This window comes from Mycobacterium sp. OAS707 (assembly GCF_014873705.1).
In the GTDB taxonomy this organism is placed as follows: Bacteria; Actinomycetota; Actinomycetes; order Mycobacteriales; family Mycobacteriaceae; genus Mycobacterium.
This window is the reverse complement of record NZ_JADBDS010000002.1, coordinates 617,792-642,004: the sequence shown is the minus strand read 5'-3', so window position 1 is coordinate 642,004 and position 24,213 is coordinate 617,792. Positions and strand designations below refer to the sequence as shown.

Annotated in this window: 23 protein-coding genes and 1 pseudogene; 20 read left to right on the top strand and 4 right to left on the bottom strand. The window is 68.0% G+C overall.

Features of this window, described 5'->3' with window-relative positions:
- Nucleotides 1-45: 45 nt before the first annotated feature.
- Together GGC64_RS13925 and GGC64_RS13920 are read right to left on the bottom strand one after the other, a co-directional pair.
- Entirely contained in the window at nt 46-672 is a 627-nt protein-coding gene (locus tag GGC64_RS13925) for a DUF3153 domain-containing protein (RefSeq protein ID WP_192723877.1), read from the bottom strand.
- A 66-nt stretch (nt 673-738) separates the two neighbouring features.
- A complete protein-coding gene (locus GGC64_RS13920; protein WP_192723091.1) occupies nt 739-1,350 on the bottom strand; it encodes an N-acetyltransferase in 612 nt (203 codons plus the stop codon).
- Between the two features lie 214 nt (nt 1,351-1,564).
- Here GGC64_RS13920 and GGC64_RS13915 point away from each other — a divergent pair, with 214 nt between their 5' ends.
- The 13 genes from GGC64_RS13915 (at nt 1,565) to GGC64_RS13855 (ending at nt 17,338) form a co-directional block, all read left to right on the top strand.
- Nucleotides 1,565-1,963: a DUF3040 domain-containing protein gene (locus GGC64_RS13915; protein WP_192723090.1), complete on the top strand. Its 399-nt coding sequence runs from the start codon at nt 1,565-1,567 to the stop codon at nt 1,961-1,963.
- A gap of 356 nt (nt 1,964-2,319) precedes the next feature.
- Nucleotides 2,320-2,751, top strand: a complete 432-nt coding sequence (mraZ, locus tag GGC64_RS13910) for a division/cell wall cluster transcriptional repressor MraZ (protein WP_192723089.1) — start codon at nt 2,320-2,322, stop codon at nt 2,749-2,751.
- Entirely contained in the window at nt 2,726-3,865 is a 1,140-nt protein-coding gene (rsmH, locus tag GGC64_RS13905) for a 16S rRNA (cytosine(1402)-N(4))-methyltransferase RsmH (RefSeq protein WP_192723088.1), read from the top strand. The genes mraZ and rsmH overlap by 26 nt, the downstream gene beginning before the upstream one ends.
- A gap of 2 nt (nt 3,866-3,867) precedes the next feature.
- Nucleotides 3,868-4,854 (top strand): hypothetical protein, encoded by a 987-nt coding sequence (locus GGC64_RS13900; RefSeq protein WP_192723087.1) that lies wholly within the window; start codon nt 3,868-3,870, stop codon nt 4,852-4,854.
- Nucleotides 4,851-6,776, top strand: coding sequence for a penicillin-binding protein 2 (locus GGC64_RS13895; RefSeq protein WP_192723086.1), 1,926 nt, complete (start codon nt 4,851-4,853; stop codon nt 6,774-6,776). Before GGC64_RS13900 ends, GGC64_RS13895 begins: the two co-directional genes overlap by 4 nt.
- Nucleotides 6,777-6,818: 42 nt before the next feature.
- The gene (locus GGC64_RS13890) at nt 6,819-8,339 is read left to right on the top strand and encodes a UDP-N-acetylmuramoyl-L-alanyl-D-glutamate--2,6-diaminopimelate ligase (RefSeq protein ID WP_192723085.1); all 1,521 of its coding nucleotides are present in this window, start codon (nt 6,819-6,821) and stop codon (nt 8,337-8,339) included.
- The gene (gene murF, locus GGC64_RS13885) at nt 8,336-9,832 is read left to right on the top strand and encodes a UDP-N-acetylmuramoyl-tripeptide--D-alanyl-D-alanine ligase (RefSeq protein WP_192723084.1); all 1,497 of its coding nucleotides are present in this window, start codon (nt 8,336-8,338) and stop codon (nt 9,830-9,832) included. The genes GGC64_RS13890 and murF overlap by 4 nt, the downstream gene beginning before the upstream one ends.
- The gene (gene mraY / locus GGC64_RS13880; RefSeq protein WP_192723083.1) at nt 9,829-10,908 is read left to right on the top strand and encodes a phospho-N-acetylmuramoyl-pentapeptide-transferase; all 1,080 of its coding nucleotides are present in this window, start codon (nt 9,829-9,831) and stop codon (nt 10,906-10,908) included. The genes murF and mraY overlap by 4 nt, the downstream gene beginning before the upstream one ends.
- A gap of 1 nt (nt 10,909) precedes the next feature.
- A complete protein-coding gene (murD, locus tag GGC64_RS13875; protein ID WP_192723082.1) occupies nt 10,910-12,310 on the top strand; it encodes a UDP-N-acetylmuramoyl-L-alanine--D-glutamate ligase in 1,401 nt (466 codons plus the stop codon).
- A gap of 6 nt (nt 12,311-12,316) precedes the next feature.
- Nucleotides 12,317-13,819, top strand: a complete 1,503-nt coding sequence (ftsW, locus tag GGC64_RS13870; RefSeq protein ID WP_192723081.1) for a putative lipid II flippase FtsW — start codon at nt 12,317-12,319, stop codon at nt 13,817-13,819.
- The gene (murG, locus tag GGC64_RS13865; RefSeq protein ID WP_192723080.1) at nt 13,816-14,976 is read left to right on the top strand and encodes an undecaprenyldiphospho-muramoylpentapeptide beta-N-acetylglucosaminyltransferase; all 1,161 of its coding nucleotides are present in this window, start codon (nt 13,816-13,818) and stop codon (nt 14,974-14,976) included. Before ftsW ends, murG begins: the two co-directional genes overlap by 4 nt.
- Nucleotides 14,977-15,014: 38 nt before the next feature.
- The gene (gene murC / locus GGC64_RS13860) at nt 15,015-16,433 is read left to right on the top strand and encodes a UDP-N-acetylmuramate--L-alanine ligase (RefSeq protein WP_225951907.1); all 1,419 of its coding nucleotides are present in this window, start codon (nt 15,015-15,017) and stop codon (nt 16,431-16,433) included.
- Nucleotides 16,430-17,338, top strand: coding sequence for a cell division protein FtsQ/DivIB (locus GGC64_RS13855; protein ID WP_192723078.1), 909 nt, complete (start codon nt 16,430-16,432; stop codon nt 17,336-17,338). The genes murC and GGC64_RS13855 overlap by 4 nt, the downstream gene beginning before the upstream one ends.
- Here GGC64_RS13855 and GGC64_RS13850 read toward each other — a convergent pair whose 3' ends face one another.
- Entirely contained in the window at nt 17,339-17,968 is a 630-nt protein-coding gene (locus GGC64_RS13850) for a hypothetical protein (RefSeq protein ID WP_192723077.1), read from the bottom strand. It abuts the gene before it with no gap.
- Between the two features lie 358 nt (nt 17,969-18,326).
- On the opposite strand from GGC64_RS13850, the gene ftsZ reads away from it, so the two are divergent.
- The 7 genes from ftsZ to GGC64_RS13815 all read left to right on the top strand — a co-directional run bounded on the left by ftsZ (nt 18,327) and on the right by GGC64_RS13815 (nt 23,478).
- Nucleotides 18,327-19,463: a cell division protein FtsZ gene (ftsZ, locus tag GGC64_RS13845; protein ID WP_192723076.1), complete on the top strand. Its 1,137-nt coding sequence runs from the start codon at nt 18,327-18,329 to the stop codon at nt 19,461-19,463.
- A gap of 22 nt (nt 19,464-19,485) precedes the next feature.
- Nucleotides 19,486-20,193, top strand: a complete 708-nt coding sequence (pgeF, locus tag GGC64_RS13840) for a peptidoglycan editing factor PgeF (protein WP_192723075.1) — start codon at nt 19,486-19,488, stop codon at nt 20,191-20,193.
- Between the two features lie 5 nt (nt 20,194-20,198).
- Nucleotides 20,199-20,939 carry a YggS family pyridoxal phosphate-dependent enzyme gene (locus GGC64_RS13835; RefSeq protein WP_192723876.1) on the top strand — a complete coding sequence of 247 codons (741 nt, stop codon included), beginning with the start codon at nt 20,199-20,201 and terminating at the stop codon, nt 20,937-20,939.
- Between the two features lie 65 nt (nt 20,940-21,004).
- Nucleotides 21,005-21,649, top strand: coding sequence for a cell division protein SepF (locus tag GGC64_RS13830; protein WP_192723074.1), 645 nt, complete (start codon nt 21,005-21,007; stop codon nt 21,647-21,649).
- Between the two features lie 102 nt (nt 21,650-21,751).
- On the top strand, nt 21,752-22,042 hold the full coding sequence (locus GGC64_RS13825; protein WP_192723073.1) for a YggT family protein: 291 nt from the start codon (nt 21,752-21,754) through the stop codon (nt 22,040-22,042).
- A 240-nt stretch (nt 22,043-22,282) separates the two neighbouring features.
- A complete protein-coding gene (locus tag GGC64_RS13820; protein WP_192723072.1) occupies nt 22,283-23,101 on the top strand; it encodes a DivIVA domain-containing protein in 819 nt (272 codons plus the stop codon).
- Nucleotides 23,102-23,148: 47 nt separating this feature from the next.
- A complete protein-coding gene (locus tag GGC64_RS13815) occupies nt 23,149-23,478 on the top strand; it encodes a DUF308 domain-containing protein (protein WP_192723071.1) in 330 nt (109 codons plus the stop codon).
- Nucleotides 23,479-23,507: 29 nt separating this feature from the next.
- On the opposite strand, the pseudogene GGC64_RS13810 reads toward GGC64_RS13815, so the two are convergent.
- A pseudogene (locus GGC64_RS13810) lies at nt 23,508-24,167 on the bottom strand (phosphoribosyltransferase); the annotation flags it as partial.
- Between the last annotated feature and the right edge of the window lie 46 nt (nt 24,168-24,213).

The window sequence follows — 24,213 nt, the reverse complement described above, 5'->3', positions numbered from 1 at the left end:
TCAGAGTAGAGCGTGCGACGGGTTTTGTACCAAGCCAGCCCCGACTCAGGAAGGACGCGGTGAGCGGTCGCGGCTGTAGTACGCCACCCCGCCGATGATCCCGGCCACCAGGAAGGACGCAATACCGAGCCAGATCGCCGCACCGGTGAACGACCGCGCACTGGGATCGGTGTAGCGGGCCTGCGCGTTCATCGTGCTGACCACGCCGGGGCGCAGCTTCCACTCGACCACTTCCGACGACACCTGTGAGCCGTTGGTCGAGGTCACCTCGCCTGGGAACGCGACGGACAGCGACACGTCGGCCTCGGGGTCGTTGAGCGAGGTGAGGTCCGCGCGGCCCTCGAGGATGACCAGGTCGCCTGCGCGCCGCAGCGAGATGTCGACGCCCGCGGCATCCCGGTTCATGTTCGCCAGCTGGGGCAGTTCGGCGAAGGTCAGATCGGAGAAGACGGCCTGCGAGCCGACGAAATCGTCTCGCGTGTAGTCGGAGATCGCGACTTTCTGCGCGAACGGCAGGTTGTTCAGCAGCTGCGGGCCCTTGTCGTCGGCGTTGCGGGGTTTGGCCGCCGCGACGATCTGCCCCGACACCCGGTCGTCCGGCGACACCGTGATCGACGCCCGCACCCGCACGCAGCCGACAGCCATCGGCAGGATGAGCAGCAGCAGCAACATCACGGCGAGCTTGCGGAACCGGCGTGAGCGGGCGGGCACCTGGTCATCGTGCCAGACCCGACCCGCTCAGAGTGGCAGTGCCCGGCCGAGTATCGCGAAGGCGCGCGGATCTCCCGCGAAGTGGTAGCCGCGAATGATGTCGGTGAATCCGAGCCGACGGTAGAGCCGCCAAGCGCGGTTGGCTTCGCCGTTGATCTCAGGAGTGGACAGCAGCACGTGCGCCTCGCCCCGGCCTGCGAGCAGCCGCCGCGCCAGCGCTTCGCCGAGGCCACGGCCCTGCGCGTGGGGCGCGATGTGCAGCTCGGTCAGCTCGAAGTAGCTCGTCATCAGCTCCGCGATCCGCATTCTGTCGGCGCCGACCCGATGTAGACCGGCCACCACCTGCTGCTGCCACCATTGGTCCGGCGCGCCGCAGTAGCCGTACGCGACTCCGAGCAGGGGAGCCGCAGCCAATGCCGGTGCCGAGCGGTCGGTGACGTCGCCGAGCTCGCCGTGATCGGGCACCTCCACCGCCGCGACGCCCTTCCAGCCGTGTCTGCGGGTGTGCTCCAGCCACATCGACGCCCGCTGATCCTCGGTGCCGCGCGGGTAGCGCATGGCATCGACGTACACCGAGAGCGCGTCACCGAGCCGCCGTTGCATATCGCTCGGCGACAGATCGATGAGAAATGTCGCCAACTTCTGGTTGCCTCTTTCGGTGTCGAGCGGTTCGTCTACTCCATTATTGGATGGGAGAGGTCCTAGCTCACAGTCACCGCGCTCGTCATAGAATCGTCCGTCAACTAGGTGGTACGGCTCAGATTGACCTCGTATCATGACTGTTAGGTGCCCGTGAACGCGAGCACGCACGAGTTTGAACGTTTTAGACGGCAGGGCCGGCAAGGAGGGACGAATGCCACTCTCCGATCATGAGCAGCGCATGCTCGACCAGATCGAGAGCGCGCTCTATGCCGAGGACCCCAAATTCGCCTCGAGCGTTCGTGGTGGGACTCTGCGCGCACCTTCTGCCAGGCGCCGACTGCAGGGCGCCGCGCTTTTCGTGATCGGCCTGGCCATGCTGATCTGTGGTGTCGCGTTCAAAGCCACCATGATTGGCAGCTTCCCGATCCTGTCCGTCATCGGGTTCTTGGTGATGTTCGGCGGCGTGATCTTCGCCATCACAGGGCCGCGGGTTTCCGGCGGTCGTGCTGCGGGAGCTGAGCAGAGTGCCCGCCAGAAGCGAGCCAAGGGCTCGGGCGGATCCTTCACCAGCCGGATGGAAGACCGCTTCCGCCGCCGCTTCGACGAGTAGTTCAACCGAGCCGAGGGGTAGCCCGGAGGGGGCTACCCCTTTTTTGTGCGCGAAGACACGCCGCAGCGACACGACGTTCACGGTTCACCGTGCCGTTCCAGGGATGCCGAGCGTCGACCACCGAAACGGCGCCCCACAACGCCCCACCGGCACCGGCGGCCCTTCTACCTGCACCATTGTCCGCAACCCGGCCAGTCCGCGCGCAGGGACAGCATGCTGATCTGCTTCTCTGGCGGGGCCGAGTGGGGACAAGCGGGAATCAGAGATGCGCAACGGGAGCAAAGTGGGGGATTGTGGGGTAAAGTGGCGGACAACGGAGCGACCGGGGCTTCGGACGGTGGCAGGGAGGTGGCCAGATGTTTCTGGGCACCTACACGCCAAAGCTCGACGACAAGGGGCGGCTCACGCTGCCCGCCAAGTTCCGCGACGCGCTGGCAGGAGGGTTGATGGTCACCAAGAGCCAAGATCACAGCCTCGCCGTCTACCCGCGCGCAGAGTTCGAAAAGCTGGCTCGACGAGCGTCGCAGGCTTCCCGGAGCAATCCGGAAGCGCGGGCGTTCCTACGAAACCTGGCCGCCGCCACCGATGAGCAACACCCCGACGCACAAGGCCGGATCACCTTGTCGGCCGATCATCGTCGCTACGCGAACCTCTCCAAGGACTGCGTGGTGATCGGATCGGTTGACTACCTGGAGATCTGGGACTCGGCGGCATGGCAGACATACCAGGAGACCCACGAAGAAAACTTCTCCGCGGCCACCGATGAAGCTCTACACGACATCATCTAACCGGACCGTTGATGCGGCCCATGCCCGTGCAGCGTGGCCTCTGCCCGAACCGGCCCTGGCGTACTTCCCCAACGCCAGGTCCGTGCTCTCGGACAGGGACCTCGCTGCAGGGGCCTTCATCAAAGAGGTTGCGATGGGCGCGAATTCGGGCGAGCATGGACACGTACCGGTCTTACTCGACCGCTGTGTGGAGCTGCTGACCCCCGCACTCACCCGCCAGCACGCCGACGGCGAAGGTGCTGTCCTTATCGACGCCACCCTCGGGGCGGGCGGACATGCCGAGCGGTTCCTCACTGAGCTGCCGGGCCTGCGACTCATCGGTCTCGACCGCGACCCGGACGCCCTCTGGATAGCAGGCGAGCGGCTGGCGCAGTTCGGCGACCGGGTCATGCTGGTGCGCACCCGGTATGACGGCATCGAGCAGGTCCTGGACGAAACCGGTTATTGGACAAGCAAAGTGGACGGTATCCTCTTCGATCTCGGCGTGTCGTCGATGCAACTGGACCGCGCCTCACGTGGCTTCTCCTATTCGGCCGACGCGCCGCTGGACATGCGGATGGATCCCGACGCGGAGCTGACCGCGGCCCAGATCATCAACACCTACGATGAGAAGACGCTGGCTCGCGTGCTGCGCGAGTTCGGCGAGGAGCGGTTCGCAGGCCGGATCGCCGCGCACATCGTCCGCCGCCGCGCGCAGCGGCCGTTCACGAGCACCGGCGAGCTGGTCGAGTTGCTGTACCAGGCGATTCCGGCGCCGGCGCGCCGCACCGGCGGACATCCAGCCAAGCGCACCTTCCAGGCGTTGCGCATCGCCGTCAATGGTGAATTGGACTCACTGCGGGCCGCAATCCCTGCGGCGCTTTCGGCACTGGCGCCTGGCGGGCGGATTGTCGTGATGGCATACCAATCGCTGGAAGACCGCATCGTCAAGAATCAGTTCGCCGCCGCCACCGCATCCCGCACACCGCCGGGGCTTCCCGTTGAATTGCCCGGCCACGGACCGGAATTCGTCGCGCTGACCCGCGGCGCGGAACGGGCGGGTGCCGAGGAGATCGAACTCAATCCGCGTAGCGCACCCGTGCGGCTACGGGCACTGGAAAAGGTGGGGGGTTGACCATGATGGCACGCAAGGCCGCACCGGTACGAGGTGGTGACGAAAAGCGCCGCACTCGCAAGACCAGCGCACGCCAGGCGGACGCGCCGCCGCGCAGGCGCAAGCCGGCGCGTGAACAGCGTCCGCAGCGGTCTGCGCCCGCGACCAATCCGATCCCACGGCCCACCGACGCGCCTGCCCGGCCGAAGAACGCCAGCCAGGCCAAGGCGCGGGCGAAAGCGCGAAAGGCCAAGGCGCCCAAGGTAGTCCGTCCCCCCTTGCGGGAACGCATTCTGGTCAAGCTGACCGCTATCGAACTCAACCCGCGCACGCTGGTCGCCAGGGTGCCGTTCGTCGTGCTGGTGATCGGGTCACTCGGCCTCGGCCTCGGTGTCACGCTGTGGCTGTCCACCGACGCGGCCGAGCGCTCGTACGAGCTGAGTCACGCCAGGGAGACGAATCAGGCGCTGCTGCAACAGAAGGAAGCGTTGGAGCGCCAGGTGCTCGAGGCGCAGGCCGCGCCGGCGCTGGCCGAAGCGGCTCGCAATCTCGGGATGATCCCGTCGCGGGACACCGCGCACCTCGTGCAGGACGCCTCGGGCAACTGGGTGGTTGTCGGCACGCCCAAACCCGCTCAGGGTGCCGCCCCGGCACCGTTGAACACGCCGCTGCCCGAGGAGGGCCCGCCCGCGCCGCCCGCCCCACCCGCGCCTCGGGTGGTGGATCCGCGTGAGCTCACCGTCCGCATGCCGCCGCGGGCGCCTGCTGCTCCGGTGCCGGGCACCGAGCGTTCGATGCCGTTGACAGCGGCCGCGCCGCCTGCCGCACCGCCAGCTGTCGAGGTGCCGCACGCCGTTACGGGGCAACCGCCCGCCCTGGGTCCCGCGGTAGCACCCGCCGCCCCCGCCGACGTCCCGCCGGCGTTGGCCGCTCCTGCGGTGCCGATTGACGGGGGTGCGCCGCCTGCGATCCCCGCCCTGACCGCGCCACTTCCCGGCGCACCCGCATGAGCCGCCCCGACAATCGCGGCCGTGCCCATGGCAGGCCGAAGGCGCGCAAGTCGCAACCGAACCAGGAACGTTCGGCCAAGGCCCGGCGGACCAGGCAGCCGGCGACCGAAAATGGTTTGCGCAGTGCATCATTCGTGTTCCGGCACCGGACCGGCAACGCGGTCATCTTCCTGGTGCTGCTGGTCGCTGCCGCGCAGCTGTTCACGCTGCAGGTGCCGAAAGCGGCGGGGCTACGCGCCGAGGCGGCGAGTCAGCTCAAGGTCACCGACGTGGAGAAGGCCGTGCGCGGTGCGATCGTCGACCGCAACAACGACAAGCTGGCCTTCACCATCGAGGCCCGAGCCCTGACCTTCCAGCCGCTGAAGATCCGCAAGCAGCTGGAGGAAGCCAAGGCGAAGACGCCGCAAGCGCCGGACCCGCAGCGCCGGTTGCGCGACATCGCCGCGGAGATCGCGTTGCGGCTCAACAACAAACCCGACGTCCCGACCGTGCTGAAGAAGCTCACCAGCAACGACTCGTTCGTCTATCTGGCGCGCGCAGTCGACCCGGCCGTCGCCGACGCGATCATCACCAAGTTCCCCGAAGTCGGTTCCGAGCGTCAGGATTTGCGGCAGTACCCGGGCGGCTCGCTGGCGGCCAACATCGTCGGCGGTATCGACTGGGATGGCCACGGCCTGCTGGGACTCGAGGATTCGCTCGACGCCGAACTGGCGGGCACCGACGGTTCGGTCACCTACGACCGCGGCTCCGACGGCGTGGTGATCCCTGGCAGCTATCGCAACCGCCACGACGCGGTCGACGGCTCGACGGTGATGTTGACGCTGGACGACGACATCCAGTTCTACGTGCAGCAGCAGGTGCAGCAGGCCAAGGAGATCTCCGGTGCCAAGAACGTATCGGCCGTGGTGCTCGATGCGAAAACCGGTGAGGTGCTTGCGATGGCGAACGACAACACGTTCGACCCGAGCCAGGACATCGGCCGCCAGGAGGACCGTGACCTCGGCAACCTGTCGGTGTCCTCGCCGTACGAACCGGGCTCGGTGAACAAGATCGTCACCGCCGCCTCGGTCATCGAGTACGGGCTGTCCAATCCCGACGAGGTGCTGCAGGTGCCCGGCGACATCGAGATGGGCGGCGTCACAGTGCATGACGCGTGGGAGCACGGCGTCACGCCCTACACGACCACCGGCATCTTCGGTAAGTCGTCGAACGTCGGCACGCTGATGCTCGCGCAGCGGATCGGCCCGCAGCGCTACGCCGAGATGCTCGACAAGTTCGGGCTCGGCCAGCGCACCGGTGTCGGACTGCCCGGCGAGAGCGCGGGCCTGGTACCTCCCATCGACCAGTGGTCAGGCAGCACATTCGCGAACCTGCCCATCGGACAAGGCCTTTCGATGACCCTGCTCCAGATGACCGGCATGTATCAGGCGATCGCCAACGACGGTGTGCGCATCCCGCCGCGCATCATCAAGTCCACCATTGCCGCCGACGGCACCCGCAAGGACGAGCCGAGGCCCGACGGTGTGCGCGTGGTGTCGCCGCAGACGGCCCAGACGGTCCGGCAGATGCTGCGCGCGACACTGCAGCGCGATCCCACCGGCGTGCAGCAGGGCACCGGTTCCCAGGGTGCGGTCGAGGGCTATCAGATCTCCGGCAAGACGGGGACGGCGCAGCAGATCAACCCGGGCTGCGGCTGCTACTACGACAACGTCTACTGGATCACGTTCGCGGGCATGGTGCCTACCGACGATCCGCGCTACGTGATCGGTGTGATGGCAGACAACCCGCAACGCACGGCAGACGGCCAGCACGGCACCACGATGGCGCCGCTGTTCCACAACCTCGCCGCGTGGCTGCTGCAGCGGGAGAACGTGCCGCTGTCGCCCGATCCCGGACCGCCGCTGACGCTTCAAGCCACCTGAGCCGGCAGGCGGCGCCTGCCCGGCCGGTACTGTGTTCACGCCATGAACCTGCGTCCCAACCATCCCGTCGGCCACGCGCTTTGTGGGCTGGCTGAGCAGGTGCAGGCGGTCCCGGCCGGTGCCGCCGCCGTGCCGGATGTGCAGGTGACCGGGGTGACGTTGCGCGGTCAGAATGCGCAGCCCGGCGACCTGTTCGCGGCGCTGCCTGGGGCGTCGTCACACGGCGCGCGCTTCGCCGCCGACGCGGTGACACGCGGCGCCGTCGCGGTGCTCACCGACCCCGCTGGCGTCGACGCGATGGGCGACGTCGCCGTGCCCGTGCTCGTCCATGCCGACCCGCGCTCGGTGTTGGGCGACCTCGCGGCCACCGTGTACGGGCATCCGTCGGAACGGCTTCGCGTCATCGGCGTCACCGGAACGTCTGGGAAGACCACGACGACGTATCTGGCCGAGGCGGGTCTGCGGTCGGCGCAGCGGGTGGCGGGGCTGATCGGCACCGTCGGCGTCCGCATCGACGGCCGTGACCAGCCCAGCGCGCTGACCACTCCTGAGGCACCCGATCTGCAGGCCTTGCTCGCGGTGATGGTCGAGCAGGGCGTCGACACCGTGGTGATGGAGGTGTCCAGCCACGCGCTCACGCTGGGCCGCGTCGACGGTGTGCGGTTCGCGGTCGGTGGATTCACCAATCTGTCGCGCGACCACCTGGATTTCCATCCGACGATGCAGGACTACTTCGACGCCAAGGCGCGGCTGTTCAAACCCGAATCACCTTCGCGCGCAAGCCTTTCGGTGATCTGTATCGATGACGACGCAGGACAGGCGATGGCGCGCATCGCGGATGGTCCCGTGACGGTGAGCGCAACCGGGCGCAACGCCGACTGGCGGGTGGAAAGCGTCGAGACCGTCGATCTCGGTGCCCAGGAGTTTTTCGCGGTTGACCCGGCGGGCGTACACCACGGGCTGCGGATCGGGCTGCCAGGTGGCTACAACGTCGCCAACTGCCTGCTCGCCGTCGCGCTGCTGGATGCCGTCGGAGTGTCGCCGGAGCAGGCGGCGCCCGGACTTCGCAGCGCGACGGTCCCCGGCCGGCTGGAGCCGATCGACCGCGGCCAGGGTTTTCTCGCATTGGTCGACTACGCGCACAAGCCAGGCGCGCTGCGGGCGGTGCTGGAGACGTTGCGCGCGCAGAGCGACGGCAGGCTCGCGGTCGTGTTCGGCGCGGGCGGCAACCGAGACCCGGGTAAGCGCGAGCCGATGGGTCGCGTGGCCGCCGAACTGGCCGATCTGGTGGTCGTCACCGACGACAATCCCCGTGACGAGGAGCCCGCCGCCATCAGGGCCGCGATCATGGCGGGGGCGCAGGGCGGGCAGGCGCAGGTCGTCGAAATCGGCGACCGCCGCGAGGCGATCGACCACGCGGTGGCTTGGGCGAAACCGGGTGACGTGGTGCTGATCGCGGGCAAGGGCCACGAGGCGGGCCAGACCAGCCACGGGCAGAAAAGGCCGTTCGACGACCGCGAGGAACTCGCCGGCTCCATTGTTGCGCAGAGGCGCTGCCCATGATCGATCTGACGATCGCCCAGATAGCCGACATAGTCGGCGGCCGGCTCGCCGACATCTCGCCGGAGGATGCGGCGGCGACGCGCGTCACCGGCACCGTCGAATTCGATTCGCGCGCAGTGACTCCCGGCGGACTGTTCCTGGCGTTGCCGGGTGCGCGCTCCGACGGCCACGACTTTGCGACAGCCGCGGTCGGTGCGGGCGCCGTCGCGGTGTTGGCGGCGCGGCCGGTGGGGGTGCCTGCGATCGTCGTGGAACCGGCGGCCGCCAGGGACGCGGGCGCCAGTGTGCTCGAATTCGATACCGACGGCTCTGGCGCTGCGGTGCTCGCCGCATTGGCGCGGCTGGCGGCCGCGGTCGCCGCGGAACTCGTCGAGGGCGGGCTGACCATCGTCGGGGTCACCGGCTCGTCGGGTAAGACCTCGACCAAGGATCTGCTCGCCGCTGTGCTCGCCCCGCTCGGGGAGGTCGTCGCACCGCCCGGCTCGTTCAACAACGAACTCGGCCACCCGTGGACGGTGCTGCGCGCCACGGAGTCCACCGACTACCTGGTGCTCGAGATGTCGGCGCGCCATCCCGGCAACATCGCCGCGCTGGCGGAAATCGCGCCCCCTTCGATTGCAGTCGTGCTCAATGTCGGCACAGCGCACCTCGGCGAATTCGGCTCACGCGAGGCCATTGCAGCCACCAAAGCCGAACTGCCGCAAGCTGTTCCGGCATCCGGTGTGGTGATCCTCAACGCCGACGACACCGCGGTGGCCGCGATGGCCGAGAAGACGTCGGCGCGCGTGGTGCGGGTGAGCCGCAACGCCGGAGCCGACGTGTGGGCGGAGAACGTCACCTTGGATGGGCTGGCCAGGCCGCGGTTCACGCTGCACACCGCGGACGCAGAGATAGCTGTGGCCCTGGCGGTACACGGCGACCACCAGGTGTCCAACGCGCTGTGTGCGGCCGCCGTTGCGCTGGAGTGCGGGGCCGGCCTCGAGCAGGTGGCCGCGGCGCTCGCAGCCGCGGGGCCGGTGTCCAAACACCGCATGGCGGTCGCGACCCGCGACGACGGCGTCACCGTCATCAACGACGCCTACAACGCCAACCCGGACTCGATGGCTGCCGGGCTGAAGGCGCTGGCCGCCATCGCCAACGAAGGCGGAGAGAAACGGCGCAGCTGGGCCGTGCTCGGCGAGATGGCCGAACTCGGAGACGACGCGATATCCGAGCATGACCGCATCGGCCGGTTGGCGGTGCGATTAGATGTGTCTCGACTCGTCGTCGTCGGAACCGGGAGGTCTATGAGCGCCATGCACCACGGGGCGGTGATGGAGGGATCGTGGGGAGCTGAATCCACCATGGTCGCTGATGCCGACGCCGCGCTGGCATTGCTTCGGGCCGAACTGCAGGCCGGAGACGTGGTGCTGGTGAAAGCCTCGAACGCGGCGGGGCTCGGTGCCCTCGCCGAATCACTGGTCGCCGGGGACTCCCAAGGATCCTGCCGATGAGGCAGATCCTCATCGCGGTCGGCATCGCGCTGACGGTCTCGATCCTCCTGACGCCGGTGCTGATCCGGCTGTTCACCAGGCAGGGCTTCGGCCACGAGATCCGCGAGGACGGCCCGCCCAGCCACCACAAGAAGCGCGGTACGCCCTCGATGGGCGGCGTCGCGATCGTCGCGGGCATCTGGGCCGGCTACCTGGGCACGCAGTTGATCGGCATCGTGATGGACGGCAGGGGGCCGTCGGCGTCGGGCTGGCTGGTGCTTGGCCTGGCCACCGCGCTGGGCACCGTCGGTTTCGTCGACGACCTGATCAAGATCCGTCGTGCGCGCAACCTCGGCCTGAACAAGACCGCCAAGACCGTCGGCATCCTGGCCGCCGCCGTGTTGTTCGGATTCCTGGCGCTGCAGTTCCGCAACGCGGACGGGCTGACGCCAGGCAGCGCCGAACTGTCGTATGTGCGCGAGATCGCCACGGTCACCCTCGCGCCGGCCATCTTCGTGCTGTTCTGCATCGTGATCGTCAGCGCGTGGTCGAACGCGGTGAACTTCACCGACGGCCTCGACGGTCTGGCCGCCGGTGCGATGGCGATGGTGTGCGCCGCCTACGTACTGATCACGTTCTGGCAGTTCCGCAACGCGTGCGCCACCAGCCCGGGCCTCGGCTGCTACAACGTGCGCGATCCGCTGGACCTGGCGATCATCGCGGCCGCGACCGCGGGCGCCTGCATCGGCTTTCTGTGGTGGAACGCCGCCCCCGCCAAGATCTTCATGGGCGACACCGGCTCGCTGGCGCTGGGCGGCGTCATCGCCGGGCTTTCGGTGGCCAGCCGCACCGAGATGCTGGCCGTCGTGCTCGGTGCGCTGTTCGTCGCCGAGGTGACCTCGGTCGTGGTGCAGATCATGGCGTTTCGCACGACCGGGCGCCGGGTGTTCCGGATGGCGCCGTTTCATCACCACTTCGAACTCGTCGGCTGGGCGGAGACCACGGTCATCATCCGGTTCTGGCTGCTCACGGCGATCGCCTGCGGTCTTGGTGTTGCGCTCTTCTACAGCGAGTGGCTGACCACCGTCGGAGCCTGACATGGACCTGTCGGGAGCCAACGTTCTGGTCGCCGGTGCCCGCGTCACCGGCCGCGCGATCCTCGCCGCGCTGACGCCCCTCGGTGTCCGCGCGACGCTGACCGACGACAGCCCGTCGATGCTGACGGAGTTCGCCCGCAACGGTGTCGAGGTCATCGACGCCGCCAACGCCGCCGAACGGATCGCCGACTACGACCTCGTCGTCACCAGTCCGGGCCTGCCGCCCACCGCGCCGGTGCTGGCCGCCGCCGCCGCGGCGGGTGTGCCGATCTGGGGCGACGTCGAATTGGCTTGGCGGCTGGACGTTTCCGGCCACTACGGGCCGCCGCGGCGCTGGCTCGTGGTGACGGGCACCAACGGCAAGACCACCACGACGTCGATGCTGCACGCGATGCTCGTGGCGGGCGGTCGCCGAGCGCTGCTGTGCGGCAACATCGGCGACCCGGTGCTCGATGTGCTCGATCAACCCGCCGAGCTGATGGCCGTCGAGCTGTCGAGCTTCCAGCTGCACTGGGCGCCGTCGCTGCGGCCGGAAGCAGGTGTGGTGCTCAACGTGGCCGAGGACCATCTCGACTGGCACGGGTCGATGGACGCGTATGCGCGCGACAAGGCGCGGGTGCTGGACGGCCGCGTCGCCGTCGTCGGGCTCGACGATCCGGTCGCGGCCGCTCTGCTGCCGGGGGCCGCGGCGGCGCTGCGCGTCGGCTTCCGGCTCGGTGAGCCCGGGCCGGGCGAGCTCGGGGTGCGCGACGGCGTGCTCGTCGACAACGCGTTCGGCTCGAACGTGCCGCTTGCCGAAGCCGCGGCTATCCCGGTGGCCGGGCCGGTCGGCGTACTCGACGCGCTTGCTGCCGCGGCGCTGGCTCGCGCCGTCGACGTGCCGCCGCAGGCCATCGCCGATGCCCTGGCCGGCTTTCGGGTCGGCAGGCACCGCGCCGAGGTGGTCGGCGAGGTGGACGGTGTCACGTACGTCGACGACTCCAAGGCCACCAATCCCCATGCCGCGCAGGCGTCGATCGCCGCGTATCCGCGGGTGGTCTGGATCGCCGGCGGGCTGCTCAAGGGCGCTTCGGTAGACGAACTGGTTGCCGGCGCGGCGAATCGCCTGGTCGGTGCGGTGCTGATCGGCCGGGACCGGAACCTGATCCGGGACGCGTTATCGCGACACGCCCCGGATGTCCCCGTCGTCGAGCCTGTGACGGGGGAGGATTCTGGGGTGCATGGGACAAATGTGACTCGGCTGATGGCCGCGGTCGTCGACGCGGCCCGCGGGTTGGCGAGCGCAGGCGACACCGTGTTACTGGCTCCGGCCGGTGCGTCCTTCGACCAGTTCAGCGGCTACGGGCAGCGCGGCGACGCGTTCGCTGCCGCCGTGGCCCAGCTGTCTCAGCCGTCCCGGTAGCCTGCCGTGAGCAACATCCTGACCCGGTTGCGGCACCGGCGGACCAAGCCCAACAGCGAACCGACCGCCGAAGCGACCGCCGAGGCCCGCGGCCCGCGTACCAGGTTCGGTGCCTGGCTGGGCCGTCCGATGACGTCGTTTCACCTCATCATCGCCGTCACCGCGCTGCTGATCACGCTGGGCCTGACCATGGTGTTGTCGGCGTCGGGCGTGCACTCCTACGACGAGGACGGGTCGCCGTGGGCGATCTTCGGCAGACAGGTGCTGTGGACCTGCATCGGGCTGTTCGCGTTCTACATCGCGATGCGGATGCCCGTGCAGTTGATGCGCAGCATGGCTTTCAGCGCGTTCGCGCTCACGATCGTGATGTTGGTGCTGGTGCTGATCCCCGGAATCGGCCACGAGGCCAACGGTTCCCGCGGTTGGTTCGTGATCGCCGGTTTCTCCATGCAGCCCTCCGAACTGGCCAAGATCGCGTTCGCGATCTGGGGCGCGCACCTGCTCGCGGCCCGGCGTCTGGAACAGGCGTCGTTGCGCGAAATGTTGATCCCACTCGTGCCCGCCGCCGTCATCGCGCTCGCGTTGATCGTCGCCCAGCCCGACCTCGGGCAGACGGTGTCGCTGGGCATCATCCTGCTCGGCCTGCTGTGGTACGCGGGTCTGCCGCTGCGGGTGTTCCTGTCCTCGCTGATCGCGGTCATGGTCTCGGCCGCCGTGCTCGCGGTCTCCGAGGGCTACCGGTCCGACCGCGTGCAGTCCTGGCTGAACCCCGGCGCGGACACCCAGGGCTCGGGCTATCAGGCCCGCCAGGCGAAGTTTGCGCTGGCCAACGGCGGTATCTTCGGCGACGGGCTGGGACAGGGCACCGCCAAGTGGAACTATCTGCCCAACGCCCACAATGACTTCATCTTCGCGATCATCGGCGAGGAACTCGGGTTCGTCGGCGCCGTCGGGCTGCTGGGCCTGTTCGGGCTGTTCGCCTACACGGGCATGCGGATCGCGCGCCGCTCGGCCGATCCGTTCCTGCGGCTGCTGACCGCTACCACGACGCTGTGGGTGATGGGTCAGGTGTTCATCAACGTCGGTTACGTCGTCGGCCTGCTGCCGGTGACGGGTCTGCAGCTGCCCCTCATCTCTGCGGGCGGAACATCAACGGCGACAACACTTTTGATCGTCGGCATCATGGCAAACGCGGCTCGCCACGAACCCGAGGCGGTGGCCGCGCTGCGGGCGGGGCGCGATGACAAAGTCAACCGGCTGCTGCGGCTGCCGCTGCCGGAGCCGTATGTGCCCAGCCGCACCGAGGCGCTGCGTGACCGGTTGCGAACGCGGCCGGGCGCTGAGCCGGTCGCCTCCCGCAGGCAGGAACCGCGGCGCAAGCCCAAGGCGGTCGCCGACAAGAAGCGCAAACCCCCTCCGGCCGACCGGCAGGTGCGACGCTCAGGGCATCATGGAGGCGCCCAGCGACAGCGCCGGGCTCGGACATTGGAAGGTCAGCGTTACGGGTGAATGGCTCGGAACCCCGAGGGGGCGAGCGTTGCGACCGGGGGTTTTCCGTGGTCCTGGCCGGTGGCGGCACCGCGGGTCATGTCGAACCCGCGATGGCCGTGGCCGACGCACTGACCGCTCTTGACCCGGATGTGCGGATCACCGCGCTTGGCACCCAGCGGGGGCTGGAAACACGGCTGGTGCCCGAACGCGGCTACCACCTCGAGCTGATCACGCCCGTACCGCTGCCCCGCAAGCCGTCGGGTGACCTGGTCCGGCTGCCGATGCGGGTGCGACGCGCGGTCAGGCAGACCCGCGCGGTGCTCGACAACGTGGACGCCGATGTGGTGATCGGGTTCGGCGGGTACGTCGCATTGCCGGCATACCTGGCTGCCCGCGGCGGAGCCCTCCGTAGGCGACGTGTTCCCGTCGTCGTGCACGAGGCCAACGCGACGGCGGGCTGGGCGAACCGCGTCGGGGCGCGGTCGGCGCAACGCGTGCTGTCGGCGGTGTCCGACCCCGGGCTGCGCCGCGTCGAGGTCGTCGGGGTGCCGGTGCGGGCCACGATCACCTCGCTGGACCGGATGGCGTTGCGTGCAGAGGCGCGAGCGCACTTCGGCTTCGCCGACGACGCGAAGGTGCTGCTGGTGTTCGGTGGTTCGCAGGGCGCGCAACGGATCAACCAGGCGGTCGCCGGCGCGGCCAAAGACCTTGCGGTAGCGGGTATTTCGGTGCTTCACGCCCACGGTCCGAAGAACACTCTTGACTTACCGGAGCCGGCGGAGGGTGGGGTTCCCTACGTTGCGGTGCCGTATCTGGACCGGATGGACCTGGCATACGCCGCCGCCGACCTGGCCGTCTGCCGGTCGGGCGCGATGACGGTCGCCGAGGTGACGGATGTCGGCCTGCCCGCGGTTTACGTTCCGCTTCCGATCGGCAACGGCGAGCAACGACTCAATGCGCTGCCGGTCGTCAACGCAGGCGGAGGTGTCATCGTCGACGATGCCGACCTGACCCCGTCGTTCGTCGCCGACACGGTCCCGGCGCTGCTCAACGAGCCCGGCAGGCTGCAGTCGATGACGGCTGCCGCCGCGCTCGCAGGCCACCGGGACGCCGCACAGCGTGTCGCGGAGATAGCCTTGGAAGTCGCACGTGGCGGCCGAAAGCGGTTGCGGTGAACGCCAATTCGCTCCCTGACGAACTGCGGCGGGTGCACATGGTCGGTATCGGGGGAGCGGGCATGTCGGGCATCGCCCGGATCCTGCTCGACCGCGGCGGCCAGGTCTCGGGTTCTGATGCGAAGGAATCACGCGGTGTGGTGGCGCTGCGGGCCCGCGGCGCGGCCATCCGCATCGGGCACGACGAGTCGTCGCTGGATATGTTGCCCGGCGGCCCGACCGCGGTCGTCACCACGCACGCCGCGATTCCGAAGACCAACCCCGAACTCGTCGAGGCGCGTCGCCGCGGCATCCCGGTGATCCTGCGCCCCGTGGTACTGGCCAAGTTGATGGCCGGGCACAAAACGCTGATGGTCACCGGAACGGCCGGTAAGACGACGACGACCTCGATGCTCATTGTGGCGTTGCAGCACAGTGGTTTTGACCCGTCCTTCGCGGTCGGCGGAGACCTCGGCGAGGCAGGCACCAATGCGCACCACGGTAGTGGCGGTTACTTCGTCGCCGAGGCCGACGAGAGCGACGGATCGCTGGTGCAGTACGAGCCCGATATCGCCGTGGTGACCAACATCGAGGCCGACCATCTCGATTTCTTCGGCACTGAGCAGGCCTATGTCGACGTGTTCGACGCATTCATGGAGCGCATCAAACCCGGTGGTGCGCTGGTGGTCTGCGTCGACGACCCCGGCGCCGCGGCGCTCGCCGAACGCACTGCGGCCCTGGGGATCCGGGTGTTGCGCTACGGCAGTGGTGATCAGCCCGGCCTGGCGGGCGCATTACTGGACTGGCAGCAGCAGGGCACGAGTGCGGTGGCTACGGTGCAGTTGGCTGAAGAGGGCAGCCCGCGCACCATGCGGTTGGCGGTGCCCGGTCGACACATGGCGCTCAACGCGCTGGCCGCGCTGCTGGCGGCGATGGAGGCCGGCGCAGCACCGGATGTCGTGCTCGATGGGCTGGCGGACTTCGAAGGTGTGCGCCGCAGGTTCGAATTGGTCGGTACGGCGGACGGGGTCAGGGTTTTCGACGATTACGCCCATCACCCCACCAAGGTCGCCGCCGCCCTGACGGTCGTGTGCGCGTTGGCCAGAGAATCGCAGGGTCGGTCCATCGTCGTGTTCCAACCCCACTTGTATTCGCGGACAGCGACTTTCGCGTCAGAATTCGGTCAGGCGCTCAGCAAAGCCGACGAAGTCTTCGTGCTCGACGTCTACGCCGCGCGCGAGCAGCCGATGGCGGGTGTGAGCGGGGCGATGGTCGCCGACCACGTCACGGTTCCGGTCACCTATGTGCCCGACTTCTCGGCGGTGGCCGATCGCGTGGCCGAGGCCGCCGGTCCCGGCGACGTCGTGGTGACCATGGGTGCGGGCGACGTGACGATGCTCGGCCCGGAAATCCTTGCCGCACTTCGGGTCAAGGCCAATCGCAGCGCGCCCGGCGGGCCCGGTAAGGCGTTCCCATGACCGAGCCGACCGAGCCGACCGCGCCGACCGACGGAGAAGACGCGGCTGAAGCCCCGCAAGAGGCTGCACCTGCGGCGGCGGCAGCCGATTTCGAGGGTCCGCGACGGCGTGCGCGCCGCGAACGCGAAGAACGCCGCGCCGCTCAGGCCAGGGCCATGGCGATCGAGACAGCCCGCCGCGAGGCCAAACGCAAAGTCATGGGCGCACCCCAGGAAGACGCGAAAAGGCTTGGCCGCCGGACGGTTCGGGGCCTGAAGGTGCTGATGTGGTCGGCCCTGGTCAGCGTCGTGCTCGTCGGTCTTGGTCTGCTGCTGTACTTCACGCCGATCATGGCCGCACGCAACATCGTCGTGGTCGGGCTCGGCGCGGTGACCCAGGACGAGGTGACGGCCGCTGCCGCTGTTGCGCCGGGAACGCCGCTGCTGCAGGTCGATACCGACGCCGTCGCCGAGCGGGTGGCGGCGATCCGACGGGTGGCCAGTGCCAGGGTGCAGCGTCAGTACCCCTCGACACTGCGCGTCACCGTGATCGAACGGCTGCCAGTGGTGGTCAAGGACTATCCGGACGGCCCGCACCTGTTCGACAAGGACGGCGTCGATTTCGCGACCGCTCCGCCGCCTGCGGGGGTGCCATACCTGGACGCCGAAAACCCAGGGCCCAAGGACCCGCCGACAAGGGCTGCGCTGCAGGTGATGACCGCGCTGCGCCCCGAGGTCGCAGGACAGGTCGGCCGAATCGCCGCGCCCTCCGTGGCCGCCATCACGTTGACCCTCGACGACGGCCGCACGGTGGTCTGGGGAACCACCGACCGCACCGAGGAAAAGGCGCTCAAACTGGCCGCGCTGCTCACCCAGCCGGGGCAGACCTATGACGTCTCGAGCCCGGACCTGCCGACGGTCAAATAGCTACTGCTGGGCCGGCGGGGTGCAGTCCAACCACTTGCCGTCCATCCGGACCAGCGCTGCCGGGGTGGTCTTCGTGTCGGGGGGTTGCGTGCCAAGCCGTTGCGTCAGCAGCACATCCGCGGTCGCCTTGTCGCCATTGATGACGATGTTGTCCACCTTGACGAGGTTGATCGACGTGCTCTGCTTCACGACGTCGAGCATCGCGGTCTTGTAAGCAGGCTCGTCCTGGTTGATCACCGCGTTCGACACCGCCAGCAGCGAATCGTTGGACGCACCAGCGAATTGCGCGCCGAGTTTCTCGGCAAACGCCTGCGGCCCCAATGACGCCGCGGCCGACGCCGGGAACATCGACATCGGTGGGATCGCGGCGTCGGTGGACATGGCCTGCTCGCGGAACTGTGGACAGGTCAGCTCGCCGACCTTGGCGAAGTTCCATTCGGAGAACGCCGCGCCCTCCTGGGTGAGGACGTCGCGGATCTGGTCCTCGTCGGAGGCCATTGGCGTCGGCGCCACCGAGGATGTCGGCGCTGTGCTCGACGTCGACGCTGCGCTTTGCGCGCTCTTGTCGCCACAGCCCGCGGCGACCAGTGCCGTTGCGACCATTGCCACGCCGGCGATGCGGATGTTCATGGACCCCCCTTGACATTCAGCTATCTCGGTACATCACAGCGATGTGCGTCATTGGTTGTCAAGGCAAACTGCGATATTGCCGCAATGCGGGTCACCACCAATGCGGCTGCCCACTGGCCAGACTGGCCTGCGGGCGGGAAGGTGGCTCGAAGTTGCGCGGAAATTCTCGGCGCGCCGTTCGGCGCGCCTGCATCAATACCCTGCGACCTCGCCCTACCGTTCTGGTTGCGCGAAACAACTTGACATAACTATAACCCTCTGGTTGAGGTTGAGAGTTTGCCAAGCGGCTTCGCGCACAGAATCGCAACCAGGGAGGAAAGGCGACGCTGATGAGCGCTTGCGCGAAGAAGGTGCAGCGATGACCCCCCCGCACAACTACCTAGCCGTGATCAAGGTGGTCGGCATCGGCGGTGGCGGCGTCAACGCCGTCAACAGGATGATCGAGCAGGGCCTCAAGGGCGTCGAGTTCATCGCCATCAACACCGACGCGCAAGCGCTGTTGATGAGCGACGCCGACGTCAAGCTCGACGTCGGTCGCGATTCCACCCGTGGTCTCGGCGCGGGCGCCGACCCCGAGGTCGGGCGCAAGGCCGCGGAGGATGCCAAGGACGACATCGAGGAACTGCTGCGTGGCGCCGACATGGTGTTCGTCACCGCGGGCGAGGGCGGCGGGACCGGCACCGGCGGTGCGCCGGTCGTGGCGACCATCGCGCGCAAGCTCGGTGCGCTGACGGTCGGCGTCGTGACCCGGCCGTTCTCGTTCGAGGGCAAGCGCAGAAGCAACCAGGCCGAGAACGGCATCACCTCGCTGCGCGAGAGCTGCGACACGCTCATCGTCATTCCCAACGACCGGCTGCTGCAGATGGGCGACGCCGCCGTCTCGCTGATGGACGCGTTCCGCAGCGCCGACGAGGTGCTGCTCAACGGTGTGCAGGGTATTACCGACCTGATCACCACGCCCGGCCTGATCAACGTCGACTTCGCCGACGTCAAGGGCATCATGAGCGGCGCGGGCACGGCGTTGATGGGCATCGGCTCGGCGCGAGGCGATGGCCGTGCGCTCAAGGCCGCCGAGATCGCGATCAACTCGCCGCTGCTCGAGGCGTCGATGGAAGGCGCCCAGGGCGTGCTGATGTCGATCGCCGGTGGCAGCGACCTCGGTCTGTTCGAGATCAACGAGGCCGCCTCGCTGGTGCAGGAGGCCGCGCACGCCGAGGCCAACATCATCTTCGGCACGGTCATCGACGACTCGCTTGGCGACGAGGTTCGGGTGACGGTGATCGCGGCCGGGTTCGAAGCCAGCAGCCCCGGCCGCAGACCCGTGGTGGGCGCCGACGCCGCGGCTGTCGCGCCGGCCAAGGCCGGAAAGGTGCGCACGCCGCTGTTCGAACCCGCCGACGCGGCCAGCGTTCCGGTGCACACCAACGGCTCGACGGTCAGCATCGGTGGCGACGACGATGACGACGTCGACGTGCCGCCCTTCATGCGTCACTGATCCGCACTCGGATACTGGGCGAGTGAGCGTTCGTATCCGTCGCGTGACCACGACCCGCGCCGGCGGCGTCTCGGCGCCGCCGTTCGACACCTTCAACCTCGGTGACCATGTCGGTGACGATCCGGCCGCAGTGGCCGCCAACCGAAAGCGGCTCGCCGCCGCGCTCGAGCTCGGCGACGACCGCGTGGTGTGGATGAACCAAGTGCACGGCGATCACGTGGTAGTGGTGGACGGCCCGCTGGAGGCGGCCGTCGACAATACCGATGCATTGGTCACTACCACGCCACGATTGGCTTTGGCGGTGGTTACCGCAGATTGTGTTCCAGTTTTAATGAGTGACGCGCACGCTGGCGTGGTCGCGGCCGTTCACGCGGGCCGCGTCGGCGCGCAAAACGGAGTCGTCGCCAGGACGGTCGAGGCCATGCTGAAAGCCGGTGCGCGCGCCGGCGACATCTCCGCGTTGTTGGGCCCGGCGGTCAGCGGCGCCAACTACGAAGTGCCTGAGGCGATGGCCGCGGAGGTCGAGGCGGCGCTGCCCGGCAGTCGCACGACGACGTCGCGCGGCACCCCCGGCCTCGACCTGCGCGCCGGAATAGCCAGGCAGCTAACGGCTTTGGGCATCACGGCCATCGACGTCGACCCCCGCTGCACGGTGGCCGACCACAACCTGTTCAGTCATCGTCGCGATGCCCCGACCGGACGGCTGGCGTCGTTGGTGTGGATGGAATGACCGCGATGGCGAGCGTGCGTGAACGCGAACTGGCTGACGCGCTTGCGGCCCTGCGGACCCGCCTCGCGCGCGCCGCAGAGGCCGCCGATCGCAATCCAAATGAAATTGAATTACTGCCTATTACGAAATTCTTTCCGGCTAGCGATGTCCTTATATTGCGCCGTCTGGGATGTCGTGAATTCGGTGAATCGCGCGAACAGGAAGCATCGAATAAATGCGCGGAAGTCGGTGCAGTGTCGGGCGCGGAGCCCATTCGCTGGCACATGGTCGGGCGGATTCAGCGCAACAAGGCGCGCTCGATCGCCAACTGGGCCTACGCGGCGCACTCGGTCGACAGCGCCAAGCTGATCGCCGCTCTGGATCGGGCCGCCCGCGAGGCGCTGGAGCAGGGCCGCCGGCCTGCGCCGCTACGGGTTTATCTGCAGCTGAGCCTCGACGGCGATGAAGCGAGGGGAGGCGTCGACATCGGCCGCCCGGATTCAGTGGATGAACTGTGCGCGGCCATCGCGGCCGCGGACGGGCTGGAGTTCGTCGGGCTGATGGGGATCCCGCCGCTCAACGCCGACCCCGACGAAGCGTTCTTGCGCCTGCAAGAAGAAAAGGAACGGGTGCAGAAGTCCTATGACCAGCCGCTCGGGCTGTCGGCGGGCATGTCCAGCGACCTCGAGAGCGCGGTCAAACACGGTTCGACGTGTGTGCGTGTCGGTACCGCGCTAATGGGGCAACGGCCGCTAACGTCACCCTGAGTAGTCACTCTAGTCACATCTTCATCACAGACACCAAGACTTCGCGAAGCAGAAGGGTCCCACCGATGAGCACACTGCACAAGGTCAAGGCCTACTTCGGTATGGCGCCGATGGATGATTACGACGACGAGTACTACGAAGACGACGACCGCGGCCCAGCGCGCGGCTACTCCCGCCGTCCGCGTGAGGAGCGGTTTGACGACGAGGGTTACGGCCGCGGCTACGACGACCGGCTTGCCGCCCGCGATTACGACGAACCGGCAGGCTACCGCGGCGGATACCGCGACGAGGATCGTTTCGAGGCCAGGCTGCGCGCCCCCAGGGAGTTCGAGCGCCCGGCACCACGGTTCAGCGCCCTGCGCGGCTCGACCCGCGGCGCGCTCGCGATGGACCCGCGACGGATGGCCGAGCTGTTCGAGGCGGGCAGCCCGCTGTCGAAGATCACCACGCTGCGCCCGAAGGACTACAGCGAGGCCCGGACCATCGGCGAGAAGTTCCGCGACGGCACCCCGGTGATCATGGACCTGGTCTCGATGGACAACGCCGACGCGAAGCGACTGGTCGACTTCGCCGCCGGGTTGGCGTTCGCGCTGCGCGGCTCATTCGACAAGGTCGCCACCAAGGTGTTCCTGCTGTCTCCCGCCGATGTCGACGTCAGCGCCGATGAGCGGCGCCGCATCGCCGAGGCCGGTTTCTACGCCTATCAGTAGGGTGACGATCGACAGGTAGGCTGGCGTCGCGCTTCGCGATTTGACCAGCTGCGAGCGCTGTATCGAATGTCACACATCTGCCCGTAGTGAGGTCGGCTTCAGTTGGCGCTCTTCTTCGAGATCCTTGGCTTCGCGCTGTTCGTGTTCTGGCTGCTGCTGATCGCGCGGGTCGTCGTCGAGTTCATCCGGTCGTTCTCCAGAGACTGGCAGCCCAAGGGACTGACGGTCGTCGTCCTCGAACTGATCATGACCGTGACCGATCCACCCGTGAAATTGCTTCGACGGCTCATCCCGCAGCTCACGATAGGCGCGGTCCGGTTCGACCTCTCGATCATGGTGCTGCTGTTGGTGGCGTTCATCGGCATGCAATTGGCGTTCGGCGCCGCCACCTGAGAACTGGCCTGCCGTCGGGTCTTTGGCGATCGCGGCGCCAGGTACCGCGGGTTTGCCGGGGCTCATTTCGTCGGCGCAGCCGGCTGTGTAACTCTGTCCCATGATTGAAATTCGCTCTTAAAATTCATCCTCTCCTGCAACCGCAGGGTCGCGTGTGACAGGATGGACGCCAGTTACGTTCCAGTAAGGCTCTACACTTTGAGATCGGTTGACGGTCCAGAAACTTCAAGGGGGCAGACAATGCCGCTCACACCAGCCGACGTCCACAACGTCGCGTTCAGCAAGCCACCGATCGGCAAGCGCGGCTACAACGAGGACGAGGTCGACGCCTTCCTCGATCTGGTAGAGAACGAGCTGACCCGCCTCATCGAGGAGAACGCCGACCTTCGTCAGCGCGTTTCGGAGCTGGACCAGGAGTTGGCCAGCGCCCGTGCGGGCGGCGGCGCGCAGCCCACGACGGCCATCCCGCTTTACGAGCCCGAGCCGGAACCGGCGCCAACGCCTGCGCCGCAGCCCGTCTATGACGCACCGCCGCCGCAGCCCGCCGCTCCGGTCAGCGAGGAAAGCCACATCAAGGCCGCCAAGGTGCTCAGCCTGGCCCAAGACACCGCAGACCGGTTGACCGGAACCGCCAAAGCCGAGTCGGAGAAGATGCTGGCCGACGCCCGTGCCCAGGCCGACGCGATGGTCAGCGAGGCCAGGCAGACCGCCGAGACCACGGTTGCCGAGGCCCGTCAGCGCGCCGACGCCATGCTGGCCGACGCCCAGACCCGGTCCGAGGCGCAGCTGCGCCAGGCCCAGGAGAAGGCCGACGCCCTGCAGGCCGACGCCGAGCGCAAGCATTCCGAGATCATGGGCACCATCAACCAGCAGCGCACGGTGCTGGAAGGCCGGCTGGAGCAGCTGCGCACCTTCGAGCGCGAATACCGCACCCGGCTCAAGACCTATCTGGAATCGCAGCTCGAAGAGCTGGGCCAGCGCGGTTCGGCCGCGCCGGTCGATTCCAGCGCCAACAACGACGGCGGCGGCTTCAACCAATTCAACCGGGGCAACAACTAGTACTCCGGTTCCCCGAAAACGTCGCGACTACCACCTAGGGTTGGTCAATGCTGATCGTTGCTCTTGTGCTCGCCGTTATCGGCCTCGCGGCCTTGGTCACCGCCGTGGTCACCAGCAATGAGCTGATCGCCTGGGTCTGCATCGCGGCCAGCGTGGTCGGGGTGGTGTTGCTGATTATCGACGCCTTGCGGGAACGGTCCAAGGGCGAGGTATCAGAGCAGGCCGCCGATGACAACGACGCCGAGGACGCCGACGAACCCGAATACGCCGAAGACTACCCCGAAGAGGCGCCCGTCGCCGAGGACGACGAGTCCGACAACGGCGACACAGCGACGACCGCCGTCGAACAGCACGACGAGGGCAGCAACAGCCGTTAAACCGTTGGGGCAGTGTTGAATTGCGCGGCTCAGCCGCGCGAAAGCAATTCGCGCACTTCGTCGTCGGTGACCTGATGGAAGTCCTCGAACACCTGGCCGACGGCTTCAAATCCGGGCGGCATCGTCGCACACACCACGTCGTCGGCTTCTTCGGCGAGCTGCTGGCAGGCTGACGCCGGGCCCACCGGAACTGCGACCACGACTTGCGCCGGATCGGCTGCCCGCACGGCGCGCACGGCGGCAAGCATGCTGGCACCCGTGGCGATGCCGTCGTCGACGAGGATCACTGTGTTGCCTGCGATGTCGACCGGTCCACGCCCACCGCGGTAGGCGCTCTCGCGCCGATGAAGCTCCTCGGTCTCGCGGTCGATCGCGGCCTGCAGTTGCTCGTCGCTGATGCCGAGGCTGCGCACCAGGTTGTCGTTGACCACCACGCCGCCACCCGTAGCGATGGCGCCCATCGCGAGTTCCTCCCATTGCGGCACACCGAGCTTGCGCACCAGGAAAACGTCCAGCGGCGCGTGCAAGAAGGATGCGACCTCCCACCCGACCGGCACACCTCCGCGGGCCAGGCCCAGCACGACGAGGTTGTCCGTGCCCCGATAGGACGCCAACTCCTCAGCCAGGACGTGGCCGGCATCTCGGCGGTCCCGGAAGGTTCGCCGCGCATTTCGTCGGGCGAGCCCGCTCCATCCGCTCATCGCGATCTTTCGACATCGGGGGTTTTTTCAGGGT

Bases quoted from the DNA above. Each gene is read 5' to 3' on its own strand.
- GGC64_RS13925 (WP_192723877.1), bottom strand. From the start codon at position 672: ATGTTGCTGCTGCTGCTCATCCTGCCGATGGCTGTCGGCTGCGTGCGG.
- GGC64_RS13915 (WP_192723090.1), top strand. From the start codon at position 1,565: ATGCCACTCTCCGATCATGAGCAGCGCATGCTCGACCAGATCGAGAGC.
- mraZ (WP_192723089.1), top strand. From the start codon at position 2,320: ATGTTTCTGGGCACCTACACGCCAAAGCTCGACGACAAGGGGCGGCTC.
- rsmH (WP_192723088.1), top strand. From the start codon at position 2,726: ATGAAGCTCTACACGACATCATCTAACCGGACCGTTGATGCGGCCCAT.
- GGC64_RS13900 (WP_192723087.1), top strand. From the start codon at position 3,868: ATGATGGCACGCAAGGCCGCACCGGTACGAGGTGGTGACGAAAAGCGC.
- GGC64_RS13895 (WP_192723086.1), top strand. From the start codon at position 4,851: ATGAGCCGCCCCGACAATCGCGGCCGTGCCCATGGCAGGCCGAAGGCG.
- GGC64_RS13890 (WP_192723085.1), top strand. From the start codon at position 6,819: ATGAACCTGCGTCCCAACCATCCCGTCGGCCACGCGCTTTGTGGGCTG.
- murF (WP_192723084.1), top strand. From the start codon at position 8,336: ATGATCGATCTGACGATCGCCCAGATAGCCGACATAGTCGGCGGCCGG.
- mraY (WP_192723083.1), top strand. From the start codon at position 9,829: ATGAGGCAGATCCTCATCGCGGTCGGCATCGCGCTGACGGTCTCGATC.
- murD (WP_192723082.1), top strand. From the start codon at position 10,910: ATGGACCTGTCGGGAGCCAACGTTCTGGTCGCCGGTGCCCGCGTCACC.
- murC (WP_225951907.1), top strand. From the start codon at position 15,015: ATGGTCGGTATCGGGGGAGCGGGCATGTCGGGCATCGCCCGGATCCTG.
- GGC64_RS13855 (WP_192723078.1), top strand. From the start codon at position 16,430: ATGACCGAGCCGACCGAGCCGACCGCGCCGACCGACGGAGAAGACGCG.
- GGC64_RS13850 (WP_192723077.1), bottom strand. From the start codon at position 17,968: ATGAACATCCGCATCGCCGGCGTGGCAATGGTCGCAACGGCACTGGTC.
- ftsZ (WP_192723076.1), top strand. From the start codon at position 18,327: ATGACCCCCCCGCACAACTACCTAGCCGTGATCAAGGTGGTCGGCATC.
- GGC64_RS13835 (WP_192723876.1), top strand. From the start codon at position 20,199: ATGGCGAGCGTGCGTGAACGCGAACTGGCTGACGCGCTTGCGGCCCTG.
- GGC64_RS13830 (WP_192723074.1), top strand. From the start codon at position 21,005: ATGAGCACACTGCACAAGGTCAAGGCCTACTTCGGTATGGCGCCGATG.
- GGC64_RS13820 (WP_192723072.1), top strand. From the start codon at position 22,283: ATGCCGCTCACACCAGCCGACGTCCACAACGTCGCGTTCAGCAAGCCA.
- GGC64_RS13815 (WP_192723071.1), top strand. From the start codon at position 23,149: ATGCTGATCGTTGCTCTTGTGCTCGCCGTTATCGGCCTCGCGGCCTTG.